This is a genomic window from Streptomyces sp. NPDC026522, assembly GCF_055567555.1.
Window position 1 is genome coordinate 1 of record NZ_JBVHQF010000005.1, and the last position, 15,081, is coordinate 15,081.

The window sequence follows — 15,081 nt, forward strand, 5'->3', positions numbered from 1 at the left end:
GGTCGGTCGGTCAAGGGTGGCCGAAGGCCATCGCGTAGCGACGCGACGACGAGGAACGAGGAGGAGCGCCCTTGAGGGGCCGGGCCGCCCCGGAGAGACGATGGGACTGACGGGAAACCCCCATACCCTCCCCGATCCGGCCCGGCTCGTATCCCGCCCCCCGAAGCCCCCGCCCCACAGGGCGCGCGCCCACCGGCGGGTTCAGGCCCTTTCCGGGGACGTCAGGTCGATCAGGCGGCAGACCGTTTCGATGTCGATCTTCACCTGGGCGATCGAGGCCCGGCCCGACAGCCAGGTGATCAGTGCCGAGTGCCAGGTGTGCTCGATCACCCGGACCGCCGAGAGCTGCTCCGCCGTCGGCGCGGACTCCAGGCCCATCGCGTCCAGGATGATCGCCGTCGTCAGCCGCGAGACCGTGTCCACCTCCGGACTCACGCTGCGGTCCGCGAAGGTCAGGGCGCGGACCATCGCGTCCGCCAGGTGCGGTTCCCGCTGGAGCGCCCGGAACGCCCGCATCAGGGTCTCCGCGACGCGCGCCGCCGGGTCCTCGGCCGCGGGGGGCCGCTTGCGCAGCGTCGTGTGCATGTGCTGGAGCTGGTCCTGCATGGTGGCGACCAGCAGGTGGACCTTGGACGGGAAGTACCGGTACAGGGTGCCCAGCGCCACGCCCGCCGCCTCCGCGACCTCGCGCATCTGCACCGCGTCGAAGCCGCCCCGGCTGGCCAGCTGCGCGCTGGCGTGCAGTATCCGCCGGCGGCGTGCCTCCTGGCGTTCCGTCAGGGGCGGGGACGCCGGTGTGGTCACGGCCTTCGCTTCCACTGTCATCTGTCCTGTTCCAAGGCGTTCCGTGTCGTTGGCGGGGGCTGCTCGCGTCGGTCTCGCCGTCAGCATGTCAGCCGTCGGAGCCCCCTCGGAGCCGTGGCGTGAATCACCTGCTCCGCCTCTTACGGTGTGGTTTCCGGCCGGTAGATTCAATGCTCTTCGACGGATCAAGTCTGAAACTTGTTCTACATTATGCGAGCGGTTACGCTCCGGCGAAAGTGCAGGGAGAAGGGGGCCGAGAGTGACCGCAGAGGCCATGGTGACGAGCCCTTTCGCGGGTTCCGTCGCCGACGGCGACCGCCCGTTGCGCATCGCACTCCTCACCTATAAGGGGAACCCGTTCTGCGGCGGCCAGGGCGTCTACGTCCGGCACCTCTCGCGCGAGCTCGTCCGGCTGGGCCATTCGGTCGAAGTGATCGGCGCGCAGCCCTACCCGGTGCTCGACACCGGCGCCACCCTCACCGAGCTGCCGAGCCTGGACCTCTACCGCAGTCCCGATCCGTTCCGTACGCCGGGGCGTGACGAGTACCGGGACTGGATCGACGCGCTGGAGGTCGCCACCATGTGGACCGGCGGCTTCCCCGAGCCGCTGACGTTCTCCCTGCGCGCCCGCCGCCACCTCGCCGCCCGCGCCGGTGACTTCGACGTCATCCACGACAACCAGACCCTCGGCTACGGCCTGTTGGGCGAGCTGGGCGCGCCTCTCGTCACCACGATCCACCACCCGATCACCGTCGACCGGAAGCTGGACCTGGCCGCCGCCAAGGACCGCAAGAAGCGGCTCTCCGTCCGCCGCTGGTACGCCTTCACCCGCATGCAGGGCCGCGTCGCCCGCCGCCTGCCGTCCGTGCTCACCGTCTCCGGCTCCTCCCGGCAGGAGATCGCCGAGCACCTCGGCGTGCGCGACGAACGCATCCACGTCGTGCACATCGGCGCCGACACCGACCTGTGGTCGCCCGACGCCTCCGTGGCGGAGGTCCCCGGCCGGATCGTGACGACCTCCAGCGCCGACGTGCCGCTCAAGGGGCTCGTCCACCTCGTCGAGGCGCTCGCCAAGCTGCGCACCGAGCGGCCCGACGCGCACCTGGTCGTGGTCGGCAAGCGCGCCGAGAAGGGGCCGGTCGCCCGCGCGATCGAGACGTACGGGCTCCAGGACGCGGTGCGGTTCGTGAAGGGCATCACCGACGCCGAGCTCGTTGACCTGGTGCGCAGCGCCCAGGTCGCCTGCGTGCCCTCCCTCTACGAGGGCTTCTCGCTGCCCGCCGCGGAGGCCATGGCCACCGGCACCCCGCTCGTCGCCACGACTGGCGGGGCGATCCCCGAGGTCGCCGGACCCGACGGGGAGACCTGCCTGGCCGTGCCGCCCGGCGACGCGGGGGCGCTGGCCGCCGCGCTGGGCCAGCTGCTGGGCGACGAGCGGCTGCGCGCCCGGCTCGGCGCCGCCGGACGCGAGAGAGTCCTGGCCCGGTTCACCTGGGCGAAGGCCGCTGAGGGGACCGTGGTCCACTACCGGGCCGCCATCGAGCAGGCCCGCACCCGCAGCTCGCGCTGACACCGTTCCATCCACCGCCCCGTACCCCCCCGCGACCCGCGAAGGCAGGACCCCGTGCTGACCGTCGATTTCTCCCGGTTCCCGCTCGCCGCCGGCGACCGTGTGCTCGACCTGGGCTGCGGCGCAGGCCGGCACGCCTTCGAGTGCTACCGGCGCGGCGCCCAGGTGGTCGCCGTGGACCGCAACGGCGAGGAGATCCGCGAGGTCGCCAAGTGGTTCGCCGCCATGAAGGAGGCCGGCGAGGCCCCCGCGGGCGCCACCGCCACCGCCATGGAGGGCGACGCGCTGGCCCTGCCCTTCCCCGACGAGTCCTTCGACGTCGTCATCATCTCCGAGGTGATGGAGCACATCCCCGACGACAAGGGCGTGCTCGCCGAGATGGTGCGCGTGCTCAAGCCCGGCGGCCGCATCGCGATCACCGTGCCGCGCTACGGCCCGGAGAAGATCTGCTGGGCGCTCTCCGACGCCTACCACGAGGTCGAGGGCGGCCACATCCGCATCTACAAGGCCGACGAGCTGCTCGGGAAGATGGAGGCCGCGGGCCTCAAGCCGTACGGCACGCACCACGCGCACGGCCTGCACTCCCCGTACTGGTGGCTCAAGTGCGCGTTCGGCGTCGACAACGACAAGGCGCTGCCGGTGAAGGCGTACCACAAGCTCCTGGTCTGGGACATCATGAAGAAGCCGCTGGCGACCCGGCTCGCCGAGCAGGCCCTCAACCCGGTCATCGGCAAGAGCTTCGTGGCGTACGCGACCAAGCCGCACCTGCCCCTCGGCGCGGCGCAGTGAGTACGCCCGGACGCACCGAACACCTGGTCCTGGACGGCGTACTGACCGCGGAGCAGGCGGCCGGCACGGTCGCCGGGATCCTCGCGGCGCAGCGCGCCGACGGGGCGATCCCCTGGTTCCGCGGCCACCACCTGGACCCGTGGGACCACACCGAGGCCGCGATGGCACTGGACGCGGCGGGGGAGCACCGGGCCGCGGAACGGGCCTACGAGTGGCTGGCGCGGCACCAGAACGAGGACGGTTCCTGGTACGCGGCCTACGCCGACCGGCCGGACGGGGTGGACACCGCCGCGCCGCAGGACGCGAGCCGGGAGACCAACTTCGTCGCGTACATAGCGGTCGGGGTGTGGCACCACTACCTCGCCACGGGCGACGACCCGTTCCTGGACCGCATGTGGCCGGCGGTGTACGCGGCCGTGGAGTTCGTGCTCGCGCTCCAGCAGCCGGGCGGCGAGATCGGCTGGAAGCGGGAGGCGGACGGCACGCCCGTCGCCGACGCGCTGCTGACCGGCTCCTCCTCCATCCACCAGGCGCTGCGCTGCGCGCTGGCGATCGCCGACCACCGCGGGGACCCGCAGCCGGACTGGGAGCTGGCGGCGGGCGCGCTGGGGCACGCGATACGGCGGCACCCGGAGCGGTTCCTGGACAAGTCGCGGTACTCGATGGACTGGTACTACCCGGTGCTGGGCGGCGCGGTCACCGGCGCCGAGGCGCGGGCGCGCATCGCGCAGCGGTGGGACGAGTTCGTGGTCCCGGGGCTGGGCGTGCGGTGCGTGCTGCCGAACCCGTGGGTCACGGGCGGGGAGTCCTGCGAGCTGGCGCTCGCGCTGTGGGCGATCGGGGAGTCGGACCGGGCGCTGGAGGTCCTGCGCTCGATCGGGCACCTGCGGGCCGAGAACGGCATGTACTGGACGGGCTACGTGTTCCAGGACAAGGCGGTCTGGCCGGTGGAGCAGACGACCTGGACGGCCGGCTCGCTGCTGCTGGCCGTGGCCGCGCTCGGCGGCGACGAGGCCACGGGCGAGGTCTTCGGCGGCCTCTCCCTCCCGCCGGGCCTCGAACCGGACTGCTGCGGGTAGACGCGCGCCGGCGCCCGGCCGCGCGCCTGCGCCCGGCCGCGCGCCGGACGCTTCGTACCCGCTCGCTCCGGTCCCCGTACGCCGGCGGCCGCCGCGGCGCGGGCGGCGGCCGGCGTACGGGTCCGGGCTCAGCGCCGGTAGAGCCAGCCCGAGACGACGTGGCCGATGAAGAGGTAGACCACGGCCGCCAGGCCGTAGCCGACCACCACCTGGACCCACTCGCGGTCGAAGGTGAACAGGTCGTACGACCAGCCGGCGAGCCACGTCGCGGCGTCGTGGACGAAGTCGACGAGCGCGTTCCCCCGGTTGGCGTCCAGCAGGTAGAGCAGGATCCACAGGCCGATCACGAAAGCCAGCACGTCCGCCAGGACGGCGACGGCCCGGCCCAGGCCGCTACCTCGGGCAGGTGCTCTGGTGTATGTCCGCATGTCCCGCGTCTTGCCGCCGCACGGCGGAACAAACCCCGAACGGGTCCCCCAAGTAGCGGAGTCACGCGGCCCGGGACAGGCTGCGGAGGACACCTCAGTCCCCGGAGGCAACCGTGTCCCACCCCATCACGACCATACGAATCCGCCGCGCGCTGACGGCGGCCCTGCTGTCCTGCGCGCTCCTGGCCGGTGCGACCGCCTGTGGTTCCGGCGGCGGCTCCGGCGCTGGTTCCCGAAGCCGGAACGACGACGTCTCGGTCGCCGTGGCCGCCTTCGCCGAAGCCGAGGGGGCCGCCTCCGCCGCGGACGCCCGGGCCGCCGCGGCGGAGCCGACGCCCAGCACCTCCGCCGAGCGGCAGAAGTTCGCCAAGACCCGCTTCGTCGCCAACGCCGGTCTCGCGGCCGGGGCGACGTACCAGTGGATCATCAAGCCGTACCGGGCCGGCACCTTCAAGAAGGGCGCGAAGGGCCGTACGTTCGCGCTCGTCAAGGCCGGTCTGGCCGGTGCCTTCGCCTACAACCGGCTCAAGGCGGCGCTGAACAACGCCAAGGGCGACCCACTGCTGTCGAAGGCGGTGGCCCCGCTGACCGCGGGCATCGAGTCCCTCAAGGGCCTCGGCTCCAAGCTCCGCAAGGGCGACGCGAGCGACGCCGACGTCAGCTCCTTCCAGAACGTCATCGAAGGCGTGAAGAACGCCGGTCAGAGCGCCGGCGCCCCCGTGCAGGACAAGGTCCCGAGCCTGTCCCAACTGCGCGGTTAGCAGCGGCCGGCGGGGCGGGCCGGAGGGCGGGTGCACCCGCCCTCCGGCCCGTGATTTGTGCGGTGCACGGCCGCGACCCAAGATGAGCGGATGTTCGGATTCCTCTTCCTCGCCGTCGTGGCCGCGGTGACCGGCTGGCTGCTCCGGCGGGTACAGCGCCGCCGGGCGGCGGCCGGGCCGCCCGCCGGCCTCCCCTGCATGGCCCGCCACCCCGCTGGCCGGGGGCGCTGGCGGCCCGGCCGGGTGTACGTCGACCAGGGCGCGGCCCGCTGGCTCCCCCGGCGGGGCCCGGCCGTCGAGCTGGCCGGGGCCCGCGCCACCGCCGTCCGGCCGCCCTCGGTACGGGAGGGGCTCGCCATCAACCCCGGCTCCCGCATCGTCGGCTGCGCGCTCGCGGCCGGCCCGGACATCGAGATCGCGGTGATGCCGCAGGACCTGGCGGAACTGCTGGCGGCGGTGCCGCAGGCGGGGGCGGAAGACGTCCGCTAGCTGTTGAGCTCCGCGAGGACGCGCAGGGTGTGCGGGTCGGGGGCGGTGAGGAGCAGGTCGGTGACCGGGCCCCTGCGCCAGAGGTCGAACCGCTCCGCGATCCGCTCGCGCGGCCCGATCAGGGAGATCTCGTCCGCGAACGCGTCGGGGACCGCCAGCACCGCCTCCTCCTTGCGGCCGGCCAGGAAGAGGTCCTGGATGCGGCGGGCCTCCTCCTCGTAGCCCATCCGGGCCATCAGGTCGGCGTGGAAGTTGCGGGCCGCGTGGCCCATGCCGCCGATGTAGAACCCCAGCATCGCCTTCACCGGCAGCAGTCCTTCCGCGACGTCGTCGCAGACCTTGGCCCGGGCCATCGGGGCGATCATGAAGTTCTCGGGGAGCGCGGTGAGGGCGGCCCGGTAGACGTCGGTGCGGGTCGGCGACCAGTACAGGGGGAGCCAGCCGTCCGCGATCCGGGTGGTCTGGGCGATGTTCTTGGGGCCCTCGGCGCCGAGCAGCAGGGGCAGGTCCGGGCGCAGCGGGTGGGTGATGGGCTTGAGGGCCTTGCCGAGGCCGGTGCCGTCGGCGCCGCGGTACGGGTGGCTGTGGAAGCGGCCGTCGACGGCGACGGGGCCCTCGCGGCGCAGCACTTGGCGGATGACGTCGACGTACTCCCGGGTCGCGGTGAGCGGACTCGCGGGGAACGGGCGCCCGTACCAGCCCTCCACCACCTGCGGCCCCGACAGGCCGAGGCCCAGCATCATCCGGCCGCCCGAGAGGTGGTCCAGGGTCAGGGCGTGCATGGCGGTGGCGGTGGGGCTGCGGGCCGCCATCTGCGCGATGGCGGTGCCGAGCCGGATGCGGGAGGTGTGCGCGGCGATCCAGGTCAGCGGGGTGAAGGCGTCGGACCCCCAGGCCTCGGCGGTCCACACCGAGTCGTACCCGAGCCGCTCGGCCTCCTTCGCGAGGGCGAGGTGGTCCGGTCCGGGCCCGCGGCCCCAGTAGCCGAGTGCGAGTCCCAGGCGCATGTCGGTCCCCCTGTGCGTGTCCACGAGCCCCGGCGGCTCCAGCTCAGCTGACGGTGTGTCAGGGGACTGTAGGGCAACGGCCCCCCGCCCGGAAGGGCGAGGGGCCGTGGGGGACGCCCGGGGGGTCAGCCGCGCTGGATGCCCGAGGTGTCGTTCAGCACGCCGCGGCGGCCGTCCTGGGTCTGGGCGATCAGGGTGGACTCGCCGCGCTGCTCGACGGCCAGGTACCAGGTGCCGGGGGCGAGTTCCGCGATCGGGGTGGGCGAGCCGTCCTCCGGGAAGAGCGGCCGGGCCACCGGGACGGCGAACCAGAACGGGGAGAAGTCCGCCGCCGGCGCGGGGGCCGCGTCCTGCGGGCCGGGAGCGGGCGTCGGGGTGCCGCCGTACGGCGGGACCGGCTGCGGAGTGGACCCGTACGGCTGCTGCTGGGCGCCCGGGTAGCCGTACCCGGCGCCGGGCTGGCCCCCGTACGGCGGGACGGCCGTCGGCCGCTGCTCCGGGACGAGCTGACCGGCCAGCGCCGGGATCTTCGGCCCGGCGACGGCCACCCCGGCCAGCGCGAGGACGGCGAGGAAGGACAGGATGCAGCCCGCGCCGAGGTCCACCCTGGGCGGGCAGACGATCAGGGCCCAGAGCGCGTTCCACGCGGCCGCGACCGCGAGCACCGTGCCCCAGGTGGCGAGGGGCAGGCCGAGGACCTTGCGGGACTCCGGCTGGAAGCGCGCGCCGATCAGCAGCCCCGCCGCGATGAAGCCGAGCAGGAAGACGGCGGGCAGGGCCAGGCCGCTGTAGTCGGTGTTCCACACGCTCGGCATGTCAGCGCCGGTGACGGTGTAGAAATCGAGGAACGAGGCGATGAACAGCAGCACCGCTGCTCCGATCACCACGCCGTCGCCTCGAGTGAGGGAGCGGATGTTCACGTCTTAGGTGTCCTTCTCGGTCTCGGTCGTCTCGTGGTGCCGCGGTCGCAGATCAGAGCTGGAGCGGGGCGGGCGGCACCATGGTACGGAGGTTTTCCGTGGCCGAGAGGGCCGGGGCGGCGGGCGGCCCCGGTGGGGACCTACCCGCCCAGGAAGCCGACGATGCCGTCCGCGATGCCCTGCGCGGCCTTCTGGCGCCACTGCGGATTCTTCAGCTGTGCCGCGTCCTTGCTGTCACGCATGTTGCCGCATTCGATGAACACCTTGGGGCGGGTTGAGAGGTTCAGTCCGCCCAGATCGTCACGGATGACCAAACCGGTGCCGCCGCCGAGGTAGTTGGCCGGGCTGGAACCCGTGGTACGGGCGAAGTTGCTCGCGATGCGTTCGCCGAGCAGCCGGGAGGGCTCCACGATCTTCGCGGTGTCCGCCTTCCCCCTCTTGACCTCGGCCGGGAGGATCACGTGGTAGCCGCGGCTGCCTTCGGAGACGCCGTCCGCGTGGACGGAGACGACGGCATCGGCCTTGGCCTCGTTGCCGATGCGGGCCCGCTCGTCGATGCAGGGGCCCCAGGCGCGGTCCGTCTCGTGGGTGAACACCACTTTGAGGCCCTTGGCCGCCAGGAGGGTGCGCAGCCGCCGGGAGACGTCCATGGTGAACTCGGCTTCCATGTAACCCGAGTTCGTGGTGGTGCCGGTGGTGTCGCACTCCTTGAGGTTGGTGCCGATGTCCACCTGGCGGTCGATCTCGGCGGTGTGGTCGAAGTTGCCGGTGTTGTGGCCGGGGTCGATGACCACGGTCCGGCCGGTCAGCGGGCCCTTGGCGGGCGACTGCGCGGAGGGGGTGAGGGAGCCGGCGGCCGAGGCGCCGGCCGCCGGGTTCGGCTTGCCGTCCAGGCCGGTGGCGTGGGAGGCGGGCAGCGGAACGGCCCGGGGCGGCTGCCGGTCCGCGTCGGACCCGGTCAGCGCCTGGGTCAGCACCCAGGCCGCCAGCGCGGCCGGGACGAGGGACGCGACCGCGATGGTGAGTGCGGAGCGGCGCATGAACCAGCGCCGGTCCGGGCTGATCGAAGAGGCGGACTCCGGAGGCGGGGGACTGTCGTCGTAGCGCACGTCGCGATGCTAGACCGCCCCCGCCCCGGGAGGCCGGGGCTGGGCCATCCGAGGGCGTGGTCGGCTTATATGCCCGAAGCCGGCGTGCGTGTGGGGGTGCCGGCGGGGGGTGCCTGTGGAGCGTCAGATGCCTGCGCCGGTGCGCCGCAGGACGCGCAGCGAGTCGGTCACCGAGACCTCCTCGAAGGCGCCGGAGGCGAGCGCGCGCAGGTAGATCCGGTACGGGGCCTGACCGCCGTCGGCCGGGTCCGGGAAGACGTCGTGGATCACCAGGGTGCCGCCCACCGCGAGGTGCGGGGCCCAGCCCTCGTAGTCGGCGTTCGCGTGCTCGTCGGTGTGGCCGCCGTCGATGAAGACGAAGCCGAGCGGACCGCCCCACGCGGCCGCCACCTGCGGGGACCGGCCGACGATCGCGATCACGTGCTCCTCCAGGCCGGCCCGGTGCAGGGTGCGGCGGAACGCCGGCAGCGTGTCCATCAGCCCGATCTCGGGGTCCACCACCGTCGGGTCGTGGTACTCCCAGCCGGGCTGCTGCTCCTCGCTGCCCCGGTGGTGGTCGACGGTGAGGGCGGCCACGCCCGCCTCGCGGGCGGCGTCGGCCAGCAGGATGGTGGAGCGGCCGCAGTACGTGCCGACCTCCAGCAGCGGCAGGCCGAGCGCGGCCGCCCCGGCCGCGGCGGCGTACAGGGCGAGCCCCTCGCCCACGGGCATGAACCCCTTGGCGGCCTCGAAGGCGGCGAGGGTCTCCGGCTTGGGGCTGGCCATGGTGGTTCCTCCTGCTGAGCGGGGTGCGCGTGGGCGGCCCATGCTGCCCTACCGCCCGGTAGGGCACCACGGCCGGGGGTCCGGCCCGACCGGAGCGGGCGGGGAGCGCGGGGCGATAACCGCTCCTGCGGGTGAAGTTGCGGCATTCCGGCCCGGCGGACGCGATGGCGTGATTACGCTCGGCGACAGACCGACTACGTACGCCGCAGGGCGTGTACTTGGGGGTGACCGCTCCATGGCCAGCAGTCGCGAACTCGATCCCAGCGCCTCGCCGCTGGACTACTACGGCGCCGAACTGCGCCGCTTCCGGGAAAACGCCGGACTGAAACAAGCGCAGCTCGGGAGCAGCGTCTTCTGCACCGGATCGCTGATCGGCATGATCGAAAAAGCCCGCAGGGTGCCGACCCGGGACTTCTCCGAGCGGGTGGACGCGGTGCTCGACACGGGCGGCTTCTTCTCCCGGCTAGTGGGGCTGGTGCTGCGGAGCCAGCTGCCGACGTGGTTCCAGGCGTACGCGGAGATGGAGGCGCGGGCCGGGTACATCTCCACCTTCCAGGCGCAGCTCGTCTACGGGCTGTTGCAGACCCCCGCGTACGCGCGGGCGGTGCTGGGGGCGCGGGGCGACGGCGACCTCGACGGCAAGGTGGCCGCGCGGCTGGACCGGCAGCGGATCCTGGACCGCGAGGAACCGCCGCTGATGTGGGTGGTGATGAGCGAAGCCGCCCTGCACCAGGAGATCGGCGGCCGGGAGGTCATGCGGGAGCAACTGGCCCACTTGCTGGAGCAGCGGCGACGGGAGTGGGTGAACGTGCAGATCCTGCCCTTCGAGGCCGGCGCGCACGTTGGGCTGCTGGGGGAGTTCAGCCTGCTGCGGCTCGACGACGGACACAACCTCGTCTACACCGAGGACTTCGTCCAGGGTCATATCACGGCCAATCCGAAAGCACTTAGGGAGGGTTCGCTCCGTTACGATCTTTTGCAGGCCGCCGCCCTCTCCGTGGAGGACTCGGCGGCACGGATCGCCCGCGTAATGGAGGAGCGTTATGGACACCATCCAGCACATGACGGGCACGTCGTGGCGTAAGTCCTCGTACAGCGGGACCACCGGCGGTGACTGTGTCGAGTGCGCCCCCCTCGGCGGCGCCGCCTGGCGCAAGTCCTCGTACAGCGGCGACACCGGCGGTAACTGCGTCGAGGTTGCCGCTCAGCCTTGCGCCGTCGCCGTCCGGGACTCCAAGAATCCGGACGGGCCCGCCTTCACCGTGAGCCCCGACGCCTTCACGGAGTTCGTGCGCGGTCTCTGACACGGGTTCCGGGCCCGGTTCCGGCGTGAGGACGACCCCTCGCGCCGGAACCGGGCCTTCGTCGTGTCCGGCGCCGGACCGCGAGTCCGGCCGGAACCCGGAGCGATCTGACCTTCCGTCAGAATGGAACGTGTTCTAGCCTGCCGCGCATGGGCATCGGAATCACGCAAGAGCAACGGGAGTTGGCCGACGCCGTGCGCGGCTGGATCGCGCGGGCCGCGCCAGCCGAGGAAGTGCGCAAGCTGCTCGACACCCCGCCGCAGACCGGGGTGCGGCCCGGGTACTGGGACGCCCTGGCCGGCTCCGGGCTGCTGTTCCCGCACCTGGAGGGCGGGACCCTGCTCGACCTCGCCGTCGTCGTGGAGGAGGCCGCCCGGGCGGCGCTGCCCGGGGCGTACCTGCCGAGCGCGCTGGCCTCCGTACTCCTGGCGCGGGCCGGGGCGCCGCCGCTCGGCGGGCGGGTGGGGGCCGTGGCGCTCGGGCCCGGGACCGTGACCGCCGTCGCCGCCGAAGGGGGCGGCCACCTGCTGGACGGCCTCGCCCCGCCCGTGCTCGGCGCCGGGGAGGCGGAGCTCGTGCTGCTCGCCGCCGGGACCGCGCACGGGACGCGCTGGTTCGCCGTCGACTCCGCCGCCCTGGAGGTCCGCACCCACGACAGCGCCGACCCGACCCGGCCCACCGCCGAGGTGCGGGCGCGTGCGGTCGCCGTACCGGCCGGGCGGCTGCTGGAGCTGGACGCCGACCTCGTGCGGGACACGGCCTGCGCGCTGTTCGCCGCCGACGCCTGCGGGACCGCCGCCCGGGCGGTGCACACCGCCGCCGAGTACGCGAAGGTGCGCGAGCAGTTCGGCCGGCCCATCGGGCGGTTCCAGGGCGTCAAGCACCTGTGCGCCGACATGCTGGTACGGCTGGAGCAGGCCCGGGCGCTGGCCTGGGACGCCGCCCAGGTGCTGGACGAACCCGGCGGCGTGCGCTCGCTCGTGACGGCGCTCGCGGCCGCGACCGCCCTGGACGCCGCCTACTCCTGCGCCAAGGACTGCATCCAGGTGCTCGGCGGGATCGGTTTCACCTGGGAGCACGACGCGCACGTCTTCCTGCGCCGGGCGATCGTGGCCCGCCAGCTGCTCGGCCCCGGCGACGCGCACCGCGTACGGGCCGTCGGGCACGCGGCGGCCGGCGCGCGGCGGGAGCTGCGCCTGGAACTCCCGGCGGAGGCGGAGGCGTACCGCACCCGGGCCCGCGGCGTGATCGGGCAGGCGCGGGGCCTCGATCCGGCGGCTGCCCGCAGGATGCTGGCGCCGACCGGCTACGCCGCCCCGTACCTGCCGCCGCCGTACGGGCTGGGCGCCGGGCCCGTCGAACAGCTGGTGGTGCAGCAGGAGCTGGTGGCGGCCGGGGTCAGGCTCGCCGACCTCGGGATCGCCACCTGGGTCGTGCCCTCGCTGCTCGCCTACGGGAGCGCGCGCCAGCAGGAGACGTACCTGATGCCGACCCTGCGCGGGGACGTCACCTGGTGCCAGCTCTTCTCGGAGCCCGGCGCGGGCTCCGACCTGGCCTCGCTGCGGACCAAGGCGGAGCCGGCGGAGGGGGGCGGCTGGACCGTCAACGGGCAGAAGGTGTGGACGAGTTCCGCGCAGAGCGCCGACTTCGGGATCCTCCTCGCCCGCACCGACCCGCAGGCGCCCAAGCACAAGGGGCTCGGCTACTTCGTGGTCGACATGCGCACGCCCGGCATCGACATCCGGCCGCTGAAGGAGATCACCGGGGAGGCCTTGTTCAACGAGGTCTACTTCGACGACGTCGCGCTGCCCGCCGACGCGCTGGTCGGGGCGGCCGACGAGGGCTGGAAGGTGGCCCGCAACACCCTCGGCAACGAGCGCGTGCACATGGCCGACCAGATGACCTTCGACACGGGGCTGGAGGCGCTGATCGCCGCCTGCGCGGCCGGACCGGACGACTCCTACCGGCTGCGGATCGGCGCGCTGGCCGCCGAGGCGCACGCGCTGGCCTGCATCGGCCTGCGGACCACGCTGCGGCAGGTGTCGGGGCTGGAGCCGGGCGCGGGCGCGTCCGTACGCAAACTCGTCCAGACCCCGCACCAGCAGCGGCTGGCCGAACTGGCGCTGGAACTGCTGGGGCCGGCGGGCGCGGTGTGCGAGGGGGCGGGGGAGCGGGCGGTGCACGGGCTGCTCATGTCCCGCTGTCTGACCATCGCCGGGGGCACCACGCAGGTCCAGTTGAACGTCGTCGCCGAGCGGATCCTCGGCCTTCCCAGGGACTGACGGAGGAGTGGCAGGGATGAAGTCGTACATCGTGGGCGTGGGCATGACGAAGTTCGAGAAGCCGGAGTCGCGGGACTGGCAGTACTGGGACATGGCGAAGGAGGCGGGGAGCGCGGCGCTGGCGGACGCGGGGATCGGGTACGAGCTGGTGGAGCAGGTGCCGGTGGGGTACTGCTTCCAGGCGTCCACGGCCGGGCAGCGGGCGGTGTACGAGCTGGGGCTGAGCGGGGTGCCCGTCTACAACGTGAACAACAACTGCGCGACCGGCTCGACGGCGCTGATGATGGCGCGGCAGTTCGTGGAGGGCGGCCTGAGCGACTGCGTGCTGGCGCTGGGCTTCGAGAAGATGAAGAAGGGCGCGCTGGGCGGGGGCGCCGACGGCGGCGACTTCAAGGTCTCGCCGGTCGCGCGCCACTACGGGATCATGGCCGCCGGGCACGGCTTCGAGATGTCGCCGCCGACCGCGCAGATCTTCGGGAACGCGGCGCGGGAGCACATGGAGCGGTACGGGACGACGGCCGCCCAGCTGGCGGCGGTGGCGGCGAAGAACCACCGGCACTCGGCGGACAACCCCAACGCGCAGTTCCGGGACGTGTACGAGGTGGCGGACATCCTCGCGGCGAAGACCATCCACGAGCCGCTGACGAAGCTCCAGTGCTCGCCGACCTCGGACGGGGCGGCGGCGGCGGTGGTGGTGTCGGAGCGGTTCGTGGTCGCGCACGGGCTGCACGACAAGGCGGTGGAGATCGTGGCGCAGGCGATGACGACGGACACGGAGGCGTCCTTCGCGTCGGGCTCGTGCATCGACGTGGTCGGCAAGCCGATGTCGGCGGCGGCCGGGCGGGCGGTGTTCGAGGCGTCGGGGTTGGGCGTCGAGGACGTGGACGTGATCGAGCTGCACGACTGCTTCTCGATCAACGAGTTGCTGACCTACGAGGCGCTGGGGATGTGCGCGGAGGGCGGGGCCGGGGAGCTGGTGCAGAGCGGGGCGACGACGTACGGGGGCCGGTGGGTGGTGAACCCGTCCGGGGGCCTGATCTCGAAGGGCCACCCGCTGGGGGCGACGGGGCTGGCGCAGGCGGCGGAGCTGGTGTGGCAACTGCGCGGCGAGGCCGGCGGGCGGCAGGTCCCGGGGGCGGGCGTGGGGCTCGCGCACAACATCGGCCTGGGCGGGGCGGCGGTGGTGACGCTGCTGCGGCGGTAGCCGGGGTTACGGGACGTCCAGGGCGGGGTCGGTCGTCGGTTCGCCGCGGGAGGCGCGGTGGAGGGAGCGGGCCAGGTCCGAGACCGGTCCGTCCCGGAGGACCAGGCCGGTCGCGCCCGCCGCCAGGGCGGCTTCCCGCAGGCCCGCGCGGGCGGAGCCCACCGCCAGCAGGACCGCGCACTCCGGTGCGGCCTCGCGTACCTCCCGTACCCCGGCCACCGACTCCACCAGCGCCACCGCCGGCCGGCCCAGCGGCGAGGCCACCACCTCGATGTCCCGCTCCATGCCCAGCCGCAGCGCCAGCGCCGGGTTCGCGGGCCACAGCAGCACCCGCAGGGACCGACCGGTTTCGTCCATCCCGCCAGGGTAGGGTCCCGGCCCCGGCGCGCCCGGAAAACATGCCGGAAACCGATGATCTGACGTTGAGTCAGCGGTCTTCCCAACTGTTGGGGGGTGCGTTATACATGGCCTCACCGGCCGCCTAGAACGCGTTCTACCCGGGCGGCGGCCCCCGCAGACGACCTCGGCGCGGCCGACGGTGCGGACGACCGCGCCGAGGTCTTCCACTCA

General features: G+C 73.3%; 16 protein-coding genes. 9 read left to right on the forward strand and 7 right to left on the reverse strand.

The window, feature by feature from the left end:
• Window positions 1-201 precede the first annotated feature (201 nt).
• On the reverse strand, window positions 202-825 hold the full coding sequence (locus ACZ4M3_RS14060; protein WP_467732267.1) for a TetR family transcriptional regulator: 624 nt from the start codon (window positions 823-825) through the stop codon (window positions 202-204).
• A gap of 238 nt (window positions 826-1,063) precedes the next feature.
• Between ACZ4M3_RS14060 and ACZ4M3_RS14065 the strand changes: the two genes are divergently transcribed.
• From ACZ4M3_RS14065 to ACZ4M3_RS14075, 3 genes are read left to right on the forward strand one after another with little or no spacing between them, the layout of a single operon-like run.
• Entirely contained in the window at window positions 1,064-2,374 is a 1,311-nt protein-coding gene (locus tag ACZ4M3_RS14065; RefSeq protein ID WP_467732269.1) for a glycosyltransferase family 4 protein, read from the forward strand.
• Window positions 2,375-2,428: 54 nt separating this feature from the next.
• Window positions 2,429-3,163 (forward strand): class I SAM-dependent methyltransferase, encoded by a 735-nt coding sequence (locus ACZ4M3_RS14070; RefSeq protein ID WP_136215595.1) that lies wholly within the window; start codon window positions 2,429-2,431, stop codon window positions 3,161-3,163.
• Window positions 3,160-4,242: a prenyltransferase/squalene oxidase repeat-containing protein gene (locus ACZ4M3_RS14075; RefSeq protein ID WP_467732271.1), complete on the forward strand. Its 1,083-nt coding sequence runs from the start codon at window positions 3,160-3,162 to the stop codon at window positions 4,240-4,242. Before ACZ4M3_RS14070 ends, ACZ4M3_RS14075 begins: the two co-directional genes overlap by 4 nt.
• Before the next feature lie 128 nt (window positions 4,243-4,370).
• Here ACZ4M3_RS14075 and ACZ4M3_RS14080 read toward each other — a convergent pair whose 3' ends face one another.
• Entirely contained in the window at window positions 4,371-4,670 is a 300-nt protein-coding gene (locus tag ACZ4M3_RS14080; protein WP_467732273.1) for a hypothetical protein, read from the reverse strand.
• 113 nt (window positions 4,671-4,783) lie between these two features.
• On the opposite strand from ACZ4M3_RS14080, the gene ACZ4M3_RS14085 reads away from it, so the two are divergent.
• Complete coding sequence (locus tag ACZ4M3_RS14085; protein ID WP_467732275.1) at window positions 4,784-5,431, forward strand: hypothetical protein; 648 nt, start codon at window positions 4,784-4,786, stop codon at window positions 5,429-5,431.
• Window positions 5,432-5,521: 90 nt separating this feature from the next.
• Complete coding sequence (locus tag ACZ4M3_RS14090) at window positions 5,522-5,920, forward strand: hypothetical protein (RefSeq protein WP_467732277.1); 399 nt, start codon at window positions 5,522-5,524, stop codon at window positions 5,918-5,920.
• Here the strand turns inward: ACZ4M3_RS14090 and ACZ4M3_RS14095 are convergent.
• From ACZ4M3_RS14095 to ACZ4M3_RS14110, 4 genes are all read right to left on the reverse strand, one after another.
• Window positions 5,917-6,927 (reverse strand): LLM class F420-dependent oxidoreductase, encoded by a 1,011-nt coding sequence (locus tag ACZ4M3_RS14095; RefSeq protein WP_467732279.1) that lies wholly within the window; start codon window positions 6,925-6,927, stop codon window positions 5,917-5,919. The two genes, ACZ4M3_RS14090 and ACZ4M3_RS14095, sit on opposite strands and share 4 nt — an antisense overlap.
• 125 nt (window positions 6,928-7,052) lie before the next feature.
• Window positions 7,053-7,847, reverse strand: a complete 795-nt coding sequence (locus ACZ4M3_RS14100; RefSeq protein WP_467732281.1) for a hypothetical protein — start codon at window positions 7,845-7,847, stop codon at window positions 7,053-7,055.
• A gap of 140 nt (window positions 7,848-7,987) precedes the next feature.
• The gene (locus ACZ4M3_RS14105; protein WP_467732283.1) at window positions 7,988-8,956 is read right to left on the reverse strand and encodes an N-acetylmuramoyl-L-alanine amidase; all 969 of its coding nucleotides are present in this window, start codon (window positions 8,954-8,956) and stop codon (window positions 7,988-7,990) included.
• Window positions 8,957-9,079: 123 nt separating this feature from the next.
• The gene (locus tag ACZ4M3_RS14110; protein WP_467732285.1) at window positions 9,080-9,721 is read right to left on the reverse strand and encodes a class I SAM-dependent methyltransferase; all 642 of its coding nucleotides are present in this window, start codon (window positions 9,719-9,721) and stop codon (window positions 9,080-9,082) included.
• Between the two features lie 235 nt (window positions 9,722-9,956).
• Here ACZ4M3_RS14110 and ACZ4M3_RS14115 point away from each other — a divergent pair, with 235 nt between their 5' ends.
• The 4 genes from ACZ4M3_RS14115 to ACZ4M3_RS14130 all read left to right on the forward strand — a co-directional run bounded on the left by ACZ4M3_RS14115 (window position 9,957) and on the right by ACZ4M3_RS14130 (window position 14,511).
• Entirely contained in the window at window positions 9,957-10,805 is an 849-nt protein-coding gene (locus ACZ4M3_RS14115) for a helix-turn-helix domain-containing protein (RefSeq protein WP_467732287.1), read from the forward strand.
• The gene (locus ACZ4M3_RS14120) at window positions 10,783-11,025 is read left to right on the forward strand and encodes a DUF397 domain-containing protein (RefSeq protein WP_467732289.1); all 243 of its coding nucleotides are present in this window, start codon (window positions 10,783-10,785) and stop codon (window positions 11,023-11,025) included. Before ACZ4M3_RS14115 ends, ACZ4M3_RS14120 begins: the two co-directional genes overlap by 23 nt.
• A gap of 149 nt (window positions 11,026-11,174) precedes the next feature.
• Entirely contained in the window at window positions 11,175-13,307 is a 2,133-nt protein-coding gene (locus ACZ4M3_RS14125; RefSeq protein WP_467732291.1) for an acyl-CoA dehydrogenase, read from the forward strand.
• Between the two features lie 16 nt (window positions 13,308-13,323).
• Window positions 13,324-14,511, forward strand: a complete 1,188-nt coding sequence (locus ACZ4M3_RS14130; protein WP_467732293.1) for a lipid-transfer protein — start codon at window positions 13,324-13,326, stop codon at window positions 14,509-14,511.
• Window positions 14,512-14,517: 6 nt separating this feature from the next.
• On the opposite strand, the gene ACZ4M3_RS14135 is transcribed toward ACZ4M3_RS14130, so the two are convergent.
• A complete protein-coding gene (locus ACZ4M3_RS14135) occupies window positions 14,518-14,868 on the reverse strand; it encodes a response regulator (RefSeq protein ID WP_467732294.1) in 351 nt (116 codons plus the stop codon).
• Between the last annotated feature and the right edge of the window lie 213 nt (window positions 14,869-15,081).

Bases quoted from the DNA above. Each gene is read 5' to 3' on its own strand.
- ACZ4M3_RS14135 (WP_467732294.1), bottom strand. From the start codon at position 14,868: ATGGACGAAACCGGTCGGTCCCTGCGGGTGCTGCTGTGGCCCGCGAAC.
- ACZ4M3_RS14080 (WP_467732273.1), bottom strand. From the start codon at position 4,670: ATGCGGACATACACCAGAGCACCTGCCCGAGGTAGCGGCCTGGGCCGG.
- ACZ4M3_RS14125 (WP_467732291.1), top strand. From the start codon at position 11,175: ATGGGCATCGGAATCACGCAAGAGCAACGGGAGTTGGCCGACGCCGTG.
- ACZ4M3_RS14120 (WP_467732289.1), top strand. From the start codon at position 10,783: ATGACGGGCACGTCGTGGCGTAAGTCCTCGTACAGCGGGACCACCGGC.
- ACZ4M3_RS14060 (WP_467732267.1), bottom strand. From the start codon at position 825: ATGACAGTGGAAGCGAAGGCCGTGACCACACCGGCGTCCCCGCCCCTG.
- ACZ4M3_RS14095 (WP_467732279.1), bottom strand. From the start codon at position 6,927: ATGCGCCTGGGACTCGCACTCGGCTACTGGGGCCGCGGGCCCGGACCG.
- ACZ4M3_RS14110 (WP_467732285.1), bottom strand. From the start codon at position 9,721: ATGGCCAGCCCCAAGCCGGAGACCCTCGCCGCCTTCGAGGCCGCCAAG.
- ACZ4M3_RS14115 (WP_467732287.1), top strand. From the start codon at position 9,957: ATGGCCAGCAGTCGCGAACTCGATCCCAGCGCCTCGCCGCTGGACTAC.
- ACZ4M3_RS14130 (WP_467732293.1), top strand. From the start codon at position 13,324: ATGAAGTCGTACATCGTGGGCGTGGGCATGACGAAGTTCGAGAAGCCG.
- ACZ4M3_RS14090 (WP_467732277.1), top strand. From the start codon at position 5,522: ATGTTCGGATTCCTCTTCCTCGCCGTCGTGGCCGCGGTGACCGGCTGG.